This window comes from Gammaproteobacteria bacterium (assembly GCA_021648145.1).
In the GTDB taxonomy this organism is placed as follows: Bacteria; Pseudomonadota; Gammaproteobacteria; order JAADGQ01; family JAADGQ01; genus S141-38.
The window spans coordinates 36,655-53,566 of record JAKITI010000015.1; the positions used below are offsets into that span (position 1 = coordinate 36,655).

The 16,912-nt window shown below is 43.9% G+C and carries 14 protein-coding genes; 9 read left to right on the top strand and 5 right to left on the bottom strand.

What is annotated here, in order from left to right:
* Positions 1 to 4: 4 nt before the first annotated feature.
* The 5 genes from L3J70_10050 to htpX all read left to right on the top strand — a co-directional run bounded on the left by L3J70_10050 (position 5) and on the right by htpX (position 6,970).
* A complete protein-coding gene (locus tag L3J70_10050) occupies positions 5 to 1,360 on the top strand; it encodes a TolC family protein (protein MCF6236694.1) in 1,356 nt (451 codons plus the stop codon).
* On the top strand, positions 1,357 to 2,409 hold the full coding sequence (locus L3J70_10055) for an efflux RND transporter periplasmic adaptor subunit (protein MCF6236695.1): 1,053 nt from the start codon (positions 1,357 to 1,359) through the stop codon (positions 2,407 to 2,409). The genes L3J70_10050 and L3J70_10055 overlap by 4 nt, the downstream gene beginning before the upstream one ends.
* A 3-nt stretch (positions 2,410 to 2,412) precedes the next feature.
* A complete protein-coding gene (locus L3J70_10060) occupies positions 2,413 to 5,694 on the top strand; it encodes an efflux RND transporter permease subunit (GenBank protein ID MCF6236696.1) in 3,282 nt (1,093 codons plus the stop codon).
* A 30-nt stretch (positions 5,695 to 5,724) separates the two neighbouring features.
* Positions 5,725 to 5,946, top strand: coding sequence for a DUF2892 domain-containing protein (locus L3J70_10065; protein MCF6236697.1), 222 nt, complete (start codon positions 5,725 to 5,727; stop codon positions 5,944 to 5,946).
* Positions 5,947 to 6,085: 139 nt separating this feature from the next.
* The gene (gene htpX / locus L3J70_10070) at positions 6,086 to 6,970 is read left to right on the top strand and encodes a protease HtpX (GenBank protein ID MCF6236698.1); all 885 of its coding nucleotides are present in this window, start codon (positions 6,086 to 6,088) and stop codon (positions 6,968 to 6,970) included.
* A 6-nt stretch (positions 6,971 to 6,976) separates the two neighbouring features.
* Here the strand turns inward: htpX and L3J70_10075 are convergent, their stop codons facing one another.
* Positions 6,977 to 8,776, bottom strand: coding sequence for a hypothetical protein (locus L3J70_10075; GenBank protein ID MCF6236699.1), 1,800 nt, complete (start codon positions 8,774 to 8,776; stop codon positions 6,977 to 6,979).
* A 120-nt stretch (positions 8,777 to 8,896) separates the two neighbouring features.
* Between L3J70_10075 and L3J70_10080 the strand changes: the two genes are divergently transcribed.
* The 3 genes from L3J70_10080 (at position 8,897) to fusA (ending at position 12,682) form a co-directional block, all read left to right on the top strand.
* Positions 8,897 to 10,000: a flagellar hook-length control protein FliK gene (locus L3J70_10080; GenBank protein MCF6236700.1), complete on the top strand. Its 1,104-nt coding sequence runs from the start codon at positions 8,897 to 8,899 to the stop codon at positions 9,998 to 10,000.
* A 155-nt stretch (positions 10,001 to 10,155) separates the two neighbouring features.
* Positions 10,156 to 10,335, top strand: a complete 180-nt coding sequence (locus L3J70_10085) for a hypothetical protein (protein MCF6236701.1) — start codon at positions 10,156 to 10,158, stop codon at positions 10,333 to 10,335.
* A gap of 262 nt (positions 10,336 to 10,597) precedes the next feature.
* A complete protein-coding gene (fusA, locus tag L3J70_10090) occupies positions 10,598 to 12,682 on the top strand; it encodes an elongation factor G (protein MCF6236702.1) in 2,085 nt (694 codons plus the stop codon).
* 57 nt (positions 12,683 to 12,739) lie between these two features.
* Here the strand turns inward: fusA and epmA are convergent, their stop codons facing one another.
* Both epmA and efp read right to left on the bottom strand, forming a co-directional pair.
* Complete coding sequence (gene epmA, locus L3J70_10095) at positions 12,740 to 13,726, bottom strand: elongation factor P--(R)-beta-lysine ligase (GenBank protein ID MCF6236703.1); 987 nt, start codon at positions 13,724 to 13,726, stop codon at positions 12,740 to 12,742.
* 8 nt (positions 13,727 to 13,734) lie between these two features.
* Positions 13,735 to 14,304, bottom strand: a complete 570-nt coding sequence (efp, locus tag L3J70_10100) for an elongation factor P (GenBank protein MCF6236704.1) — start codon at positions 14,302 to 14,304, stop codon at positions 13,735 to 13,737.
* A 170-nt stretch (positions 14,305 to 14,474) separates the two neighbouring features.
* Between efp and L3J70_10105 the strand changes: the two genes are divergently transcribed.
* Entirely contained in the window at positions 14,475 to 15,986 is a 1,512-nt protein-coding gene (locus L3J70_10105; protein ID MCF6236705.1) for a hypothetical protein, read from the top strand.
* On the opposite strand, the gene L3J70_10110 is transcribed toward L3J70_10105, so the two are convergent.
* Both L3J70_10110 and L3J70_10115 read right to left on the bottom strand, forming a co-directional pair.
* A complete protein-coding gene (locus L3J70_10110; protein MCF6236706.1) occupies positions 15,983 to 16,300 on the bottom strand; it encodes a YfiM family protein in 318 nt (105 codons plus the stop codon). The two genes, L3J70_10105 and L3J70_10110, sit on opposite strands and share 4 nt — an antisense overlap.
* Before the next feature lie 56 nt (positions 16,301 to 16,356).
* Positions 16,357 to 16,854, bottom strand: coding sequence for a DUF5658 family protein (locus L3J70_10115; GenBank protein ID MCF6236707.1), 498 nt, complete (start codon positions 16,852 to 16,854; stop codon positions 16,357 to 16,359).
* Positions 16,855 to 16,912 lie beyond the last annotated feature (58 nt).

The following is a 16,912-nucleotide window of genomic DNA, read 5'->3' on the forward strand; positions in this document are numbered from 1 at the left end:
TTGAATGTGTACGTTTAATTATTTTCGGTTTTCTTTTTTTATTCTCATGCTCTCTATTGTTTCATTTGCACCTCAAGCAAATGAGCAAAAGCTTACTATTCAACAAGCGGTTGATCTGGCACTCAGTCAAAACTATCTGCTTGCGGCAGAGCAGGCCAGGGTGGATGCGGCTCAATTGACGGCACTGGGTGCGGAGCGTTCTCACTGGCCGAAGATCACTGCTTACAGCACAATTTCACGAACAAACTCTCCACTTCAGGCTTTTGGTAGCAAGCTGGAACAGTCTCGTATTTCTGCGAGTGATTTTGACCCAAACAATCTAAACAATCCCGATGCGATAACAAATTTTCAAACGCGCTTGGAAATTGCGGCTCCAATCTATAACGGCGGTGCGATTACTGCGGGTCGGCAGCGAGCGGCGGCATTCGCGAACTCCAGTATTGCGGCAAAACAAGGGTTAGAGCAGCAGATTATATTTGAAGTGATCAAAGCGTATGGCGAAACTCTTCAAGCAGAAGCTCAAATTTCAGCGACTCAAAAAGCATATCAAGCGGCAAAAAATCACCAGAAAACGACACAGGCACTGTTAGAAAAAGGGATGGTTATTCCGAGTGATTTGATGGATGCCGATGTGCATCTATTAGATGTCAATATTGCATTGACTCAATCAAAGCACGCACGGGCACGAGCGGAAGATCAATTGCGCGATTTGTTAGGTATGGATTTTGAAGCCCAATTTTCATTAGAGCCTTTTGAGCTTGAGGTGCTGTTTGATAAAAGTGATGTGGCTGATTGGGTTCAATGGGCTTCCGTGCACCGCTCTGACTTGAAGGTGTTGCAGGAGCAAATGAAAGCATCGCAAAGCACAGTCGTTGAGCGGCGCTCTGCCTTCAAACCCCAAGTGGCGGTTAAAGCCGTGCAGTCATGGAATAGTGATTCAATGGCGATTGAAAATGGCAATACAACACTGGTCGGTGTAGTTGAATGGAATCTGTTTTCAGGCGGATCCGATAAAGCAGCACTGGATGTGGCGACGGCTCAAACCTCACAACTGCGTTACCGTTTACAGGATAAACAGCAACAGATTCGGCGAGAGGTAATGGAAGCATCACGTCAGCTATCAGAAGCAAAATATCGAAGAGAAGCATGGCAGAAGGCTTTGAGCCAAGCAGAGGAAGCGCTGCGAATTCGTACCCTTCGCCATGATCAAGGGCTGGAAAATACAACAGATTTATTAAACTCACAAGCTCAAGCGGATTCTGTTCGGGCCGAATATATTCGGGCTGGATTTGATGTCACTCTGGCTCAGGCTGCACTCTTTATGGCCGCAGGAAAATTAACTTCGGAGGTTGTTCAATGAAACGTTATTTTATGAATCACGCGTGGTTGCCCATGATGGTGGCCACTTTAGTTATTGCTGGTATCACAGGCTGTTCAAACCCTGAAGAGACGCTGATTGAAACAACGCCTGAAACCATCCAAGCAGAGCTGCATACTGTGGCAACGACCGATCTGGCTTCAGAATACATCACCAGCGGCATCGTGACATCAGACCATCGGGTCGCGATCAGCTCAAGGTTGTCGGGTTATATTCGTGGTATTAAAGTGCGTGAAGGCACGCGCGTTAAAAAAGGTGATGTGCTGTTTCGTATTGATCCTGTGGATGCCAAGCAGGCATTGGCACAAGCCGAAGCTGATTTGGCAGATGCTACCTCTGATCGGGATCGCTTTAAAAGCTTGTTGTCAGAGCGTGCGATCAGTCAGCAACAGTTTGATAAAACACAATTGCGTTACAAAGTGGCCGAGTCAAAAGTGGCTCAGGCACGCAACCAGCTCACCTATGCTGAAGTGCGCGCGCCACTCAGTGGTGTGATTGTTCAAAAACAGATGAACAGTGGGGATCTTGCATCACCTGGCATGCCGATTTTAGTTTTAGAAGATCCGTCTCATCTTCTCGTTGAAACACATATTTCAGAGCAATACCTGTCTGATGTTCAAATAGGGAGTTCAGTCGAGCTGCATATCGCTTCTATTGAATTACCCGTTATAGCGACTGTTAGGCAGGTAGTTCAGGCGGCAGATGCGGGTTCGTATCAATTTTTGGTCAAGATTTCTCTGCCGAGCAATAAAGCGATTCATCCAGGTATGTTTGCGGAAGTGGTGTTTAACGTCGGGCAACGTCAAGGGTTGGTAGTTCCTGAATCAAGTATCGTACACAGCCATGGAATGACCGCCATTTATCTGGCCGATGATAATAATATTTTACGTTATCGACTGGTGCGCTTGGGGCAAAATAAAGCTGAAGGCGTTGAAGTGGTGGTCGGCCTTAACTCAGGGCAACGTATTGTACGGAATCTTGATTCACTTCCACAGATTAAAAGTGGTCTTCAAGTTGTTGAGGGGAAATAATCAATGGCTGATGTAGAACCAAAATTAAATATTGCAGGCCGTTTGGGTAAAGCGGCGATGGGGTCGAACATCACACCGATCATCAGCGCCCTGATTTTTATCATTGGCGTGGTGGCGTTGATGGTTACGCCACGCGAAGAAAACCCGCAAATTGATGTGCCTGCGGCGAATGTGATTGTACAGATGCAGGGAGCCAGCCCCGAAGAGGTGCAAAATCTTGTGGTTCGGCCGCTGGAAATGGTGCTTCGAGAGATGACGGGCGTGGAGCACACCTATGGAATGGCGATGGATTCGCTGGGTGTGGTCACCGTGATGTTTGAAGTGGGCGCGAATAAGGAAGTCAGTCTGGTCAAGCTTTATGACCGTATCATGCAGAATCTGGATCGCATACCGCCAGGGGCATCACAGCCTTTGATCAAGCCGCTGGATGTGGATGAAGTGCCCGTTTCAGTGATCACACTGTCATCGACTGAAGTGGACGAAGTCTTGCTGAAACAGCTTGCGCAGCGAGTCAAAGAGCAGATCATTCCACTGGAAGGTGTTTCGGTGGCGAACACCATTGGTGGGCGAGACCGTGAAATTCGTATTACGTTAGATCCTGCGCGCCTTGCCGCGTATCGCATCCCACTGGATACCTTGAAGCAAGTGCTTGTCAGTGCCAATGCTGGTGGGCCGGTGGGTGATATGGTCGGGGGTAACCGTGTCGCCAAAATCTGGCTCGATGGTTACTTGAAAACAGCCGATGATGTCGGACGCTTGATTGTTGGCGAGTGGAGCAATAACCCAGTTTACTTGCGTGATGTGGCAGATATTGCCGATGGGGCAGCAGAAATGGATACGTTGCATCGCATCGGTTTTGGGCTGGCTTCCAAACATGTTGTTCATAGCTCTGAGCCTGAGGTTCCAGCGGTTTCGATCACCTTTGCCAAAAAGCGAGGCTCAAATGCCGTTTTTGTTACCGAGCGAATTCTTGAAAAGCTTGAAACACTCAAGGGCGACCTGATTCCTGACAATGTTCAGGTTCATGTTACGCGTGATTCTGGAAAGCAGGCGGACGATGCGGTCAATGTTCTGATTGAACATCTGGCCGTTGCGATTGTTTCGATTGTAATCATCATGATGCTATTTCTGGGCTGGCGTGAAGCAACGATTGTTACCATGAATATTCCGTTGATTCTGTTTGTCGTGCTCGCCGTGGGCCTGCTTGCCGATCAGACAATTAACCGAATTACACTTTTTTCCCTGATTTTAGCATTGGGATTGCTTGTCGATGATGCGATTGTGGTGATTGAAAATATTCACCGTCACCTGCATAAAAAAGCGCTCTCTGTTTCTGAAAAAGCGGCCGCTATCATTGTTGCGACGAATGAGACAGGCAAGCCGACGATTATTGCAACCATTGCGGTGATTTTGGCTTTTATCCCGATGGCATTTGTGACCGGAATGATGGGGCCATACATGGGGCCGATTCCGTTTAATACGCCCGTGGCTATGGCGGCTTCGCTAGTGATTGCATACATGTTAACGCCATGGATTGCTCAGCGCTGGTTGCCCTGCAAAATGCCAGAGCCCACGATGGAAGAGAAAGACGAAGATCCGAAAGACTGGGTTTATCGCACCTACATGCGTATTACAAAACCATTGATTGATCGCCCAGTGATTCGACGTACTTTCTGGGTCGTGGTGGTTATTTTATTTGTGGCTTCGATGTGGCAACCTGTTTGGCAATTTTTCCGCCCTGGCGGAGTCAATGGGCCGATGACGATGGGTACCGTTGAGCTGAAAATGTTACCCAAGGGCAATAAAAATACCTTTAATATTGTGATTGATATGCCTGAAGGCACAGCGCTGGAAAACACTGATGCCGTGGCGCGAGATGTTGCGGATGTTCTGCGCAGTCATGCGATGGTGACGGACTATGAAACCTTTGTCGGACAAACGGGGCCGATTGATTTTAATGGAATCTTACGTGGTGCAACCTTTCGCCAAGGGGCTCATCTGGCTGAAATTCGGGTTAATTTGGTGGATAAGTCAGAGCGAGCCATTAAGTCAGACCGCATTGTTATCGAGTTGCGTGAGCGTTTGGCGGATGTCTATGAAAAATATCCCGCAGCGAGTATTAAGCTGGTTGAAGACCCCCCCGGGCCTCCCGTTCGCGCGACACTGTTAGCTGAAATTTATGGGCCGGATTACGAGACTCAGCGTGAAATTGCCAAGCAAGTCAGAAAGCAGTTTGAGCAGACTTATGACGTTGTCGATGTCGATGATTCCGTGGGTGATGATCAAGTTGAATTTCGTATTGATGTGAATAAAGAGAAAGCCGCACGTTTAGGCATTGCAACGGCTCAGGTCTCACAAGTGTTACGTGATTTCTTGAGTGGTTACGATATCGGCGCGATTCATGTGGATGAGGCACGTTATCCGGTACGGATTAATGTGCGTCTGCCGCGTGAGTATCGGGTTCAGCCATCGGATTTGAACCGTATTTATGTGTCGGGAAAAAATGGGCCGGTCTCACTTTCCACGATTGCAACAATTCAAGAAGTGATCGCAGCGAAACCTATTTATAGTAAAGATGCTCACCCTGTCACTTATGTTTCGGGTGAAACCAGGCAAGGCTCTCAGGTTTATCCGTTGCTTGAAATGGATGGCATTCTGGATGGTCAGGAGGTCGTGCCAGGAGTCATTTTAAAAACAGGTGGCATGCGCTTTACTGATACCGCACCTGATAATACGTTTGGTTATCACATGTTATGGGATGGCGAAATGCGACTGACGCTGGATGTGTTCCGTGACATGGGCGCAGCATTTATTGTCGCACTGGTGCTGATTTATCTTCTAATGGTCGCATATTATGGGCAATTTATGCTGCCCATGTTAGTGATCGCACCGACGGCATTGACGATGATTGGGATTTTTCCGGGGCATATGATCACGGGGCAGCCGTTCACGGCGACATCAATGATTGGAATGATTGCGCTGGCTGGGATTGTTGTGCGAAATTCAACGTTGCTGATTGATTTCATTCTGGACTATCGGAAAAAAGGGCACTCTGTTCGTGATGCGGTATTGGAGTCTGGGGCTGCGCGTGCCCGGCCTATATTGCTGACGGCATTGGCGGTAATTGCGGGTACATCCATCATGATCAGCGACCCTGTGTTTGGAGGGCTGGGTGTTTCAATGGCTTTTGGCACATTGGCCGCGACGATCTTGACGCTGTTTATCGTCCCAGTGATCTATTATTTATGGCAAAAAGACAAACCTTTTCCAGAAGAGAAGTGCTAACTAACCCAAGAAATTAATCAGGAGATTATTATGACAACTGACCGAATTATTCATATTATTGCAGGCTTTTTTATTATGCTTTCCGTGGTGCTTTCAAGCCTCTATAACGGCGTGGTATTAAGTGAGCCTACATGGTTATGGTTCACCTTGTTTGTGGGAGCGAATCTATTTCAATCAGGCATCACACAGTGGTGTTTGATGGAAACTATCTTGAAAAAATTTGGGGTTAAATCTTGTTGTGGTAAGAGTTAATGGTATGGTAGGTTTTATTACTTATAGCTCATGGTGCTTTGTTCGTTCAAGATTATGAGTTTATTATGAGTATTCTTGTAATTTATCTTATTTACCCCATAATATGACGATCTAATACTAAATTTTTTGGAGTTTTTTTATGAAGCGTATCGCACTATTTTTGGTGACAAATATTGCCGTAATGATTGTGTTGAGTATTACCCTTAGGTTGTTGGGGGTTGATCAAATTCTTCATGAAAATGGCAGTGACCTTAATTTAGGTAATTTACTGGTTTTTGCTGCAATCTTTGGTATGGGCGGTGCTTTTATTTCACTGGCTATTTCAAAATGGACGGCCAAGCGAATGACGGGTGCTCAGGTGATTGAAAATCCAAGCAATGAAACGGAGCGCTGGTTAGTGGAAACTGTTCGCCATCAAGCAGAACGTGCGGGCATAAAAATGCCCGAAGTTGCGATTTATGATGCTCCAGATATGAACGCATTTGCAACGGGTATGAATAAAAACAAGGCATTGGTCGCGGTGAGTACTGGCCTGATGCAAAATATGACTCAAGAGGAAGTGGAAGCTGTATTGGCACATGAGGTCAGTCATGTTGCGAATGGTGATATGGTGACATTGGCACTGATTCAGGGTGTTGTTAATACTTTTGTTATTTTTCTAGCTCGAATTGTAGGCCATACGGTTGATCGTGTTGTTTTCAAAAATGAACAGGGGCATGGTGTCGCATACTGGGTAACAAGTATTGCAGCAGAATTGGTTTTGGGAATACTGGCTTCAACTATTGTGCACTGGTTTAGCCGGAAGCGTGAGTTTCGTGCCGATGAAGGGGGCGCTGCATTAACCAGCCCAGCAGCGATGGCTTCGGCACTGGAGCGCTTGAAGTCAGGTATTAATGAAGCTCATTTACCTGACCAAATGGCCGCATTGGCAATATCCAATAAATCGAGTGGAGGAATTAAGCGCTTGTTTATGAGTCATCCACCGCTGGATGAACGTATTGCAGCATTACGTTCAATGAGATAATCACTGTTAGGGTGGATTGATGTTCACCCTTACTTTTTCAGAAGTATGTGGGGTGACTTCGAAACGGTTGTAACCATATGCATCTTCTATCATTGTCAGTAGCGTGTATCGTTTCTCTATATTATCTTCAAGTAAACTTACAATAGAGCCTGATTGATAGCAGTTGACTCGAGTGAGCAAGCTTCGGGATTGTTTGAGCGTTTTTATTTCGGGTAAAAGCAGGGCTCTGACGTAATCTTTTTGCTTACTTTCCGGTTTGGTATTAATATCACAATAAGTTGAGAGAGCAACCGCTTCAGCAGAAGGCGATAAAAGTTGCACGCCAATTTTAACGATCTCGTCTTTAGAATTTTTGATCCACCGAACGACTCCAACGACCCAATTATCTGTTTGCTTCAGCGCGTCTTGAAGGCACAATAATTCACCGATATGAATTAATGGTGGACTCTCTTTTGGTAGTTGAACACAGAGCCCTCCAGCACTTTCATTCATTACAATACAGTGATCTGTGTAGTATGCCTGATGATCTTCTGAGGTGAGTTTTGGTAACTGATCAATATTTGTAGGGAGCAACTCTTTATCATCAAGCTCTGTGTTAACAGGGTGGGGGTGGTTAAGTTCCCAAAGATTAATAGAATCTAGATTTGTTACTCCTTTTGGAGTGACATTAGAGACAGTAAAACGAGTTGAATGGAAGAGTGAGTTTTTTTCGTTTGTCTCCGAGTTTCGCGCAAAAGAGTTTTTGTTACCATTAACAAAATAGTGAACGGCATCTAGACCAAAGGCTCCGTTTAGGGTTGCTTCTCGATTTTTACGTGCAGAGCGCTGTTTAATGGCTGGACTCCACGCATTTAATAAATGGGTTAGTAAGCTGGAAGACAGGCGGCTTTGATTTTTTTGCCGGATGATTTTTTTTTCACTAGTTCGGGATAAGTCTCTTCTGATTTTATGTAATGCTTCTGTTGTATCTAGGCTTCGATATCGCACAGTTTGCTTTTCATCCAGTTGTACTTTTTTGGATGGAGGCAAATCACCATCAGGATTAATGAGTATAGTGTCTGACTGGCTGAATGAGTCTGAATATTGGGTCAATTGGCAAGAGCTCGCCCATAGAGAGAGAGTCGTACGCAGCTTTTTCATGTCATATTGAGATAAATGATAAGGGTCAGCCAGTGCAAATAGTGCAATTTTTTTGTATGCGTCGAGTATAGAGCTCCATGGAGTCAGGTCATTTTCTGTATCATTGACTGTGTTATGAAACAGGTTGAACTGCTCAGAAAAATGAAATACTTGATGGGTGTCACGCCATACTCCTGCGGGAGGTGGCATATATACCTGGTACGAAGTAAAGAGCATGCCGCCCAGGTAATAGAGAGCACGGTGAGCAACCATTGTCTGGATTTTAGGGTCTGGGTATGAATTTTCTGGATTTAAACTATCCATAATGACTATTTTATATCCATTAGCCATCTCTTCTTGTAATGAACGTACCAGGTGGGCGACCGTTTTATTTTTTGCTGTGATTGGAGTGGTCGAACTAAAAAAATGTTTATGTATTGTTTTTAGTAAACAGCTAACTACGGGGCGAAAAATCTCCAGAATTTTCACTCTATTTTTAATTGGAATCGGGTGGCGATTCAGCTTGGTTAATGTGTTAAAGATTAATCGAGCCGTTTCGCCTGTGTTGGAGAGAGGAAGCTCTGCAATCCATTGTTCAACTTTCAGAGGGTGAGTATCAAAGTCGAAGTCTGGATACTCTATTAATGAAGGGGTTTTTATCTCAACTTGTCCTTTTTGAGTCACCATTATAATTAAGGTCTTCTTTTTAGTTATTCCTGAATTTTAAAAATTACAAAATATTTTGAGGCTGTTTCTATTGCAAGGGCACGTCTCTTGCAGGTGTTTTTAAAACTATGGAGATTAACTATGAATTTAGAGTTGTTGCAGTTGACACCACAAATCTCAGCTGATTCATCAAAAAATTCTATTTCAAGCATGAGCTTGCAAAATAGCCCTTTATTAGAGTTTGCCGGTAATGATGAGTTTTTTCAACAATTACAGCAGGAGTTTAATATTAGCGAGCAGAATGTCGTTGAGCAAACATTGCCAGAAAGCGGCAAAAATTTACCTGTAGTTAAAGATGCTGACGCTGGCTCTGACTCTTCTGAAATAGTACAGCTAAATGAAGAAGCGCTTGAATTGCTGCGGTCGGATGAATTTATAAATTCAAATGTCATGTCAACAACTCCAGCCATACTCTTATCTGTGCAGTCTGTACTTTCACCATTAGATACTAAAGCCCTTCAGCCGCCTGTCGTACTTAATAGTAAACCTGTTAATGTTCTGACTGAAACTACAGAAGTTATTCTTGAAGAGATAGATGCAAACTTTTCTGAGGAAGAGATGGCAGAGATACCTTCTGAATTAATTCAGACTGAATTAAACCGAAAAAGTCAGGTCTATTTAGATACAGATGCAAAATCTGTCCGTGGTGACACTGGATTAACTGTGTCATTAGCGACGGGTTATTTATCGCCTTCGTTAAGAACAACGGCAGCACCCACCACCACTTTAAATGCAACCCTTGCCCCCTCCGTCAGTGATTATGAAGCGTGGGGTGATGAGTTAAGTAATCGAATGGCATGGATGGTTAGTAAAGATATAAAAATGGTTAGTTTACGCCTTAATCCTGTAGATCTGGGGCCGGTAGAAGTCCGTATTCAAATTAAAAATGAGCAGGTTGATGTCCTTTTTAATTCGACTCATTCACAAGTACGAGAAGCGATTGAAGCTGCCGTTCCCAGGCTGCGGGATATGTTTTCTGAACAACTGTTGCGTTTAGATAATGTCAATATTTCACAGCATGCTTTTGGCGATCAAAAGGAACGGTCAAGAGGGCATGGGGAAGAGCTTTTTGCCGATAATGAGGCTCATGCAGGTGACGATGGACCCGAGTCCGAGGAAGAGACGGTGTCAGTATTGTCAAATTCGGCTATGATGGTAGATGGGAAAATTGATTATTTTGTTTAAAATTAAGTAGGCTGGTGATCCTGTTGTGGAGTGTCTAGAAAAATAGCACTCGAAAAAAGGGTCAGTAATTTGTATAATGTGCTTTCGGCTATAATTTATCAGGGTGTAAGTCGAATACATCTGTTATTTTCTTAACTAGAAAAAGAGGTAGGACTATGGAGCATGCAAGAAATATCAAAAGCAATCTTGATGGTGAGGGGCGGGATGCCGTCGCTATAGAAAATATAGAAGACATCAAAGATTTAAATTTACTGGCTAATATTTTAAAGGTTTTATGGGCTGGTTTTGGTATACTAGCTGTATACGTTGTTGCTAATTTTGCAATGAGCTTTTGAATTGTTGAGTCGCTGTTTTTGGTTACTTGGCAGGTCGCTTGGTAACCAAAAACTTTAATTCAATTATCAAAAAAACATTATCGCTTTTTTCTTTAAACCTTCCAGTCTTTAACTCTTTTTTGCATTCGCTTTCTGTGAAATAACAGGATATTTCCATATTTTTTCATTTCAACGTTATTTATGGATCATTTTAGGTTAGACTATCGCCCTTTTGAATCTAACCCAGCAAATTTCTGCGCCCAAATTGAATTAGAGTAAAAACATGGCAGACTTATCTCATTACAGAAACATCGGTATTTTCGCTCACGTTGATGCCGGAAAAACAACAACGACTGAACGAATTCTGAAACTGACCGGAAAAATCCATAAAATCGGTGAAGTGCATGATGGCGCAGCCACAACAGATTTCATGGATCAGGAGCAAGAGCGCGGCATTACCATTCAGTCAGCAGCAACGACTTGTATCTGGAATGACCATCGCTTAAATATTATTGATACGCCAGGTCATGTTGACTTCACTATTGAAGTATATCGCTCACTTAAAGTTCTTGACGGTGGCGTGGGTGTCTTCTGTGCTTCAGGCGGGGTTGAACCTCAATCTGAAACCAACTGGCGCTATGCGAATGACTCTGAAGTGTCACGAGTCATCTACATTAATAAAATGGATCGTATAGGCGCTGATTTTTATCGTGTTGTCAAACAGGTTGAAGACGTTCTTGGTGCTAAGCCATTAGTGATGGTTCTGCCGATTGGTATCGAAGATGAGTTCTCTGGGGTTGTTGATCTGCTCACACGTAAAGCATGGGTCTGGGATGATTCAGGTGATCCACTGAATTATGAGGTCAAAGATGTGCCTGCTGATATGGTTGATGACGTCGAAATGTGGCGTGAAAAACTGATTGAAACAGCCGTTGAACAAGAAGATGGCGCGATGGAAATATACCTTGAAGGTGAAGAGCCTGATATGGAGACCATCAAGCGCTGTATCCGTAAAGGTACAATCAAACTCGACTTCTTCCCAACATACTGTGGCTCTTCATTTAAAAACAAAGGCGTTCAGTTAGTTCTTAATGCTGTTGTTGATTACCTGCCATGTCCAACAGACGTCAAGCCACAACCTGAAGTGGATGAAGAAGGCAATGAAACGGGTGAGTTTGCGATCGTTGATGTGGATAAGCCATTTCGAGCTCTGGCGTTCAAAATCATGGATGACCGTTACGGCGCGTTGACTTTTATCCGTATTTACTCAGGTAAACTAGCGAAAGGAACCACTATCCTTAATACCTTCACGGGTAAAACAGAACGTATTGGCCGAATTGTTGAGATGCATGCCGATTCACGTGAGGAGCTGGATTCAGCTCAAGCGGGTGATATCGTTGCCATCGTAGGCATGAAGAATGTTCAAACAGGTCACACACTTTGTGATCCAAAGTTCCCAGCCACATTGGAGCCTATGGTTTTCCCTGATCCTGTTATCTCAATTGCGGTCTCTCCTAAAGATAAAGGCGGCTCTGAAAAAATGGGTGTCGCTTTGGGTAAAATGATTCAGGAAGATCCCTCTTTCCGTGTTGAGACTGATGAAGATAGTGGTGAGACCATTTTGAAAGGAATGGGTGAACTGCATCTTGATATTAAAGTCGATATTCTTAAGCGTACTCACGGGGTTGAGCTGGAAGTGGGTAAGCCGCAGGTGGCTTATCGTGAAACCATTACTAAATTGGTTGATGATAGTTACACACACAAGAAACAGTCGGGTGGCTCAGGTCAATTTGGTAAAATTGATTATATTATTGAGCCAGGTGAGCCAGGTACAGGTTTCGTATTTGCGTCCAAAGTGACCGGTGGTAATGTTCCTCGCGAATTCTGGCCGGCAGTTGAGAAGGGCTTCAAATCCATGCTGGATCAAGGCGTGTTGGCAGGGTTCCCTGTGCTTGATCTGCAAATCACATTAACAGACGGTGCTTACCATGCAGTTGACTCTTCTGCGGTTGCATTTGAAATTGCAGCAAGAGGCGCTTTCCGTCAATCAATCCCTAAAGCAGGCCCACAACTGATTGAGCCGATCATGAAAGTTGATGTGTTCACTCCAGACGATCATGTGGGTGATGTGATTGGCGATTTGAATCGTCGTCGTGGAATGATCAAGTCTCAAGATGCGGGTGTCAGCGGTGTGCGTATTAAAGCGGATGTTCCACTAAGCGAAATGTTCGGTTACATCGGTGATTTACGTACGATGACCTCAGGCCGTGGACAGTTCTCTATGGAATTCTCACATTATTTGCCTTGCCCTAAAAATGTGGCGGAGGAAGTTGTGAAAGAAGTTAAAGAGCGTAACGCTAAGAAATAAATAATGCTTGATTGAAAAAAGGCCTCGCTGGGTAAATACTTACCCAGCGAGGTTTTTTTATGCCCGAGATATCGGAAAAGCAATCACATCACTGATATGATTCTCTTTTGTTATTAACATCAATAACCGATCAATTCCCAGAGCAACACCCGCACAGTCAGGAAAGCCTGCATGAAGTGCTGAAATTAAATTTTCGTCCATTGGAATCACGGGCAAACCTGCCTTTTTTCGACTTTCAATATCAATCGAAAACCTTCGAGCCTGCTCGTTAGCATCAGCTAATTCATGAAATCCATTCGCCAGTTCTACGCCTTTATAATAAAGCTCAAAGCGTTCGGCGACAGGTGGATTATCATTTCTAATGCGAGCCAACATTGCTTGTGATGCAGGGTAGTCATAAATAAAAACAGGCATTTTTTGACCTAGTTCTGGCTCAATCAGGTGTGTCATGAGTAGAGTGAGCCAGCCATCACGATCATCAGCGCTTAAATCGTAGGATAAATTAATGCCATGTGTTTCAGCACAATGGCGTAATGAGCAAACTGAATCTGTGAATGGATTAATGTCAATATTTTGTTTGAATAGTGTTTGATAGCTTAATCGTTCAAAGCTCTTAATATTAAGCAGCTGGCCGACCAAACTTTCAACTTCATCCATGAGTTGGCGGTGATCAAACCCTGGGCGATACCACTCCAATAGAGTAAATTCAGGATTATGATGTTGCCCAGACTCTTCATTTCTGAATGCTTTACATATTTGATAAATTGCACCTGAACCCGCAGCGAGCAAACGCTTCATGGCAAACTCAGGGGATGTCGTTAAATAATGGCTCTGACCTTGCGGTGCGCTGGGTCCAAGGTAGTTTGTTTTAAAAATAGTCAAGTGTGGGTCGGTGGAAGCCGCTGCTGAAAGCAGTGGTGTTTCCACTTCCATCACATGGCGCTGAGCAAAAAAACTTCGAATTGTTGCGAGTAACTGCGCTCGTGACTGCAGAGTAGGCAGGCTTACAGTCGGGCACCAGTCTGTTTCTGAGTTTTCATTCATATAGAAGGTTATTTTTTAACACGCCCCACATACTCTCCAGTGCGGGTATCGACTTTAACTAACTCATCTTGCGGTACAAAAAGTGGCACGCGTACAACTGCGCCTGTCTCTAGCGTTGCAGGTTTACCACCGCCACCGGATGTATCACCGCGCTCACCTGGGTCTGTTTCTGTGATAGTCAACTCTACAAAGTTGGGCGCTGCTATACTGAGCGGATTACCATTCCATAATGTCACTACGCAAACTTCTTGGCCTTTTATCCACTTGGCAGCATCACCGACAGCATTCACATCAGCGGCATATTGCTCAAAACTTTCCTGATCCATAAAGTGCCAAAACTCACCATCGGAATAGAGAAACTCCATGTTGATATCAATAACATCAGCCGCCTCAACACTTTCGCCAGATTTAAATGTTCGCTCGACAGTACGGCCTGTTTTTAGATTGCGCAATTTAACTCGGCTGAACGCTTGTCCCTTGCCAGGTTTTACAAATTGATTTTCAACAATAACGCAGGGGTCAGCGCCCATCATTATTTTAAGTCCTGAGCGAAATTCGTTGGTACTGTAAGTCGCCATGTGAGATATCCCCTTGCAACAGTAAAAAAGCAGGCGATTATAACCCGAAAAATTCATAAATTCGTTTTATGTTTTAAGGCGCTCAAATTGTGGACTTTTGGGCGATAGGGTGTAGGGTGTTAGTGTATTTATTCGCACATAAATACCTTGTAAATTGAAAGGATAATGTTATGTTTTTCAATGCAATGCCAATTTTTTTGCCCTTTTTGTTTGTTCTTATGTTGTTGACATCGTGTAAAAATACAAATAAAGACATTTTTACGAGTGGAAGCAGTGTAGGTAGTCACACTGAAGAAAATGAAAGTGATTCGACTGAGCAGGCGAGTACCACAAATGCCGGTGTTATTGATGTTTCCGCTGAGAAAAAAAGTGAACTTTCTCTACCTCCAATTAATGGTCGCCTCTCTTTTTCTCAAATGAAAAGCAGTATTGCTTCTCAATATTATTCTGTATGGGAGGAGTATAAAGTAGGCAGCCCTACATATATCTGGGCGAATCGCTTTGTCGGCTCTGGTTGGGAGACTGCACAGATTATTGGAGTGAGTGAACAAGAAATTTCTGCTGCGCCTCAAATCGCTGTGGATAATGAGGGCAATGCCGTCGCTGTATGGATTCAAGTGAGTAAAGAAAATTCAGCGGCAAGTGAAATATGGGGGGCTTATTATGATTTGGAATCAGGCTGGAATTCTGCTGAGTATATTGCAGGTCAGCAGGAAGGTCAGTTGATTGCTGTCAATATGCCGAAAATTGTTATGAATGGTGTTGGTCGTGCAGTTGTGGCTTGGCAGCAGCAAGAAGTCATTGAAGGTATTTCTCCTTACGATATGCGTATTGATATCTGGGCACGTCCATATTCGGTGAATGCCGGTGGCTGGGGGGGTATCAAACGTATTGAAACAGATGACATAGGCAATGCAAAGAGTGTGCAGATGACCGCTTTTAATAATGGCAGTGTGCTCGCGGTGTGGCAGCAATTTGATGGTGCTCGGGATAATATTTTAGCGAATCAGTACACACTTGATGAAGGTTGGGGTCATGCCACGCTGATTGAAAGTGACAATAATGGGGGTATGCATAGTGTACAAATAACATCGGATCATTTGGGGAATGCAACCGTTGTGTGGGTGCAGGAAGGTATCACTAAAGTTATTTGGAGTAATCACTACACCTCTGTGAGTGGTTGGGGTATGGCGGAGCCTATAGAGTCATCGGGTAGTGATTATCTAGGCAGTGTGCGAATCGCATCTGAAGGCAGTGATGGCCACACTGTTGCCGTATGGCATAGCTCAGATGGCGTAGATTCTAATATTCTAGCGAGTCATTATACCGTTGATGAGAAATGGAGTCCTATTGAGATTGTTAATACTAAAAATAGTGATATCAAAATATCTCCACGTATTGCCTCAAATAAGGCAGGCCATAGTACAGTCCTGTGGTCTCAACGTGATAATAGCGGCTACTCCCTTTGGAGTAATTCCCATATCTCAGATGCGGGTTGGGGTGAAGCAAAACAAGTCGAGAGTAATATTACGGGTGATTATGGCATTGCACAGAGCGATGATAGTGGAAGTTCAATGGCTATCTGGGTGCAAGACTTTCAATCGCTTAAATCCAGCTCTTTTGAGTTGAATGAATTCTGGAGAGCACCTGAAAAGGTGAGCAATACAACGCCCCATCCTTAAAATTCAATATTAATTCCAAGCCCTGTACCAATGGTGTTTGCAGCCATATCTTCCCAGCTAAATTCACGATCTGAAAGCTCTTTGACAGCACCGACTGCCAGTGTTGCAGCAAAAGCGGCCAGCTTGGCTTGGTTGTCTGTGAGCTGTGTGTTCTTTCGGTAAAAATCGTAAGTTACGACTCCAATCACAATAGATACTGTGGCGTGTTTCACTTTGTCTTTTGGGATTGTTTGTGCAAAAGCATCATTTGCTCCGGAAAATATAAAGCTGGCAGTGAGTAGCAGAAGTGTATGCAATGTATTACGTTGAGTCATGTTTAGAGCCTATGGTTATTGTTGATGGCTCCTTGCCGGTCTTGTTTAAGTACAAATCAAATAATGGAAATCAGAGTTATTTCGTAAATAATCAGCAGTGTGTAAGCAATAAAAAAAACATAAATAATTTTTGAGACAGAGACTGTCTTAATATGAAAGTTTTTGTGTACGACCAAAAATAGTAAAGAGCTTGATGTGAGTACTATTTTGGCGATAAGAAAGGGATAAAGACCCATTTCAATAAAGTGCAGCATGACTGGGTTGGCTTCGACGGCTTTGCCCTGTTGCAACAATTGAAGGGTGAAAAAAGCATCAAAGCATGAAAATAGAGCGATACCAATTGCTATAAAGAAAAAGCTGGGTTCATAGCGATCAACATAGCTGTTGACATATTCACCATCGCGCCTTCCTTGAATTCGTCGACCTCGATGCCTTCCAATAAAGAGTGGTGGGGTGGTTTTTTTACGTCGGTTTGTATCGGTGCGGCGTTCAAAGTCCCGCGTGTTCATCAAGCCGCAACGAAGAGTGGGGTTTTTAAGGGCTGTTTGAGCCATGGTTTATTTACCTTGATAGGCTCAGTAACCTTATAAATTATGAATTTTAATTTTTCAC

Excerpts from the sequence above, each read along its gene's own strand:
- L3J70_10050 (MCF6236694.1), top strand. The coding sequence starts at position 5 with ATGTGTACGTTTAATTATTTTCGGTTTTCTTTTTTTATTCTCATGCTC.
- L3J70_10055 (MCF6236695.1), top strand. The coding sequence starts at position 1,357 with ATGAAACGTTATTTTATGAATCACGCGTGGTTGCCCATGATGGTGGCC.
- L3J70_10060 (MCF6236696.1), top strand. The coding sequence starts at position 2,413 with ATGGCTGATGTAGAACCAAAATTAAATATTGCAGGCCGTTTGGGTAAA.
- L3J70_10065 (MCF6236697.1), top strand. The coding sequence starts at position 5,725 with ATGACAACTGACCGAATTATTCATATTATTGCAGGCTTTTTTATTATG.
- htpX (MCF6236698.1), top strand. The coding sequence starts at position 6,086 with ATGAAGCGTATCGCACTATTTTTGGTGACAAATATTGCCGTAATGATT.
- L3J70_10075 (MCF6236699.1), bottom strand. The coding sequence starts at position 8,776 with ATGGTGACTCAAAAAGGACAAGTTGAGATAAAAACCCCTTCATTAATA.
- L3J70_10080 (MCF6236700.1), top strand. The coding sequence starts at position 8,897 with ATGAATTTAGAGTTGTTGCAGTTGACACCACAAATCTCAGCTGATTCA.
- L3J70_10085 (MCF6236701.1), top strand. The coding sequence starts at position 10,156 with ATGGAGCATGCAAGAAATATCAAAAGCAATCTTGATGGTGAGGGGCGG.
- fusA (MCF6236702.1), top strand. The coding sequence starts at position 10,598 with ATGGCAGACTTATCTCATTACAGAAACATCGGTATTTTCGCTCACGTT.
- epmA (MCF6236703.1), bottom strand. The coding sequence starts at position 13,726 with ATGAATGAAAACTCAGAAACAGACTGGTGCCCGACTGTAAGCCTGCCT.
- efp (MCF6236704.1), bottom strand. The coding sequence starts at position 14,304 with ATGGCGACTTACAGTACCAACGAATTTCGCTCAGGACTTAAAATAATG.
- L3J70_10105 (MCF6236705.1), top strand. The coding sequence starts at position 14,475 with ATGTTTTTCAATGCAATGCCAATTTTTTTGCCCTTTTTGTTTGTTCTT.
- L3J70_10110 (MCF6236706.1), bottom strand. The coding sequence starts at position 16,300 with ATGACTCAACGTAATACATTGCATACACTTCTGCTACTCACTGCCAGC.
- L3J70_10115 (MCF6236707.1), bottom strand. The coding sequence starts at position 16,854 with ATGGCTCAAACAGCCCTTAAAAACCCCACTCTTCGTTGCGGCTTGATG.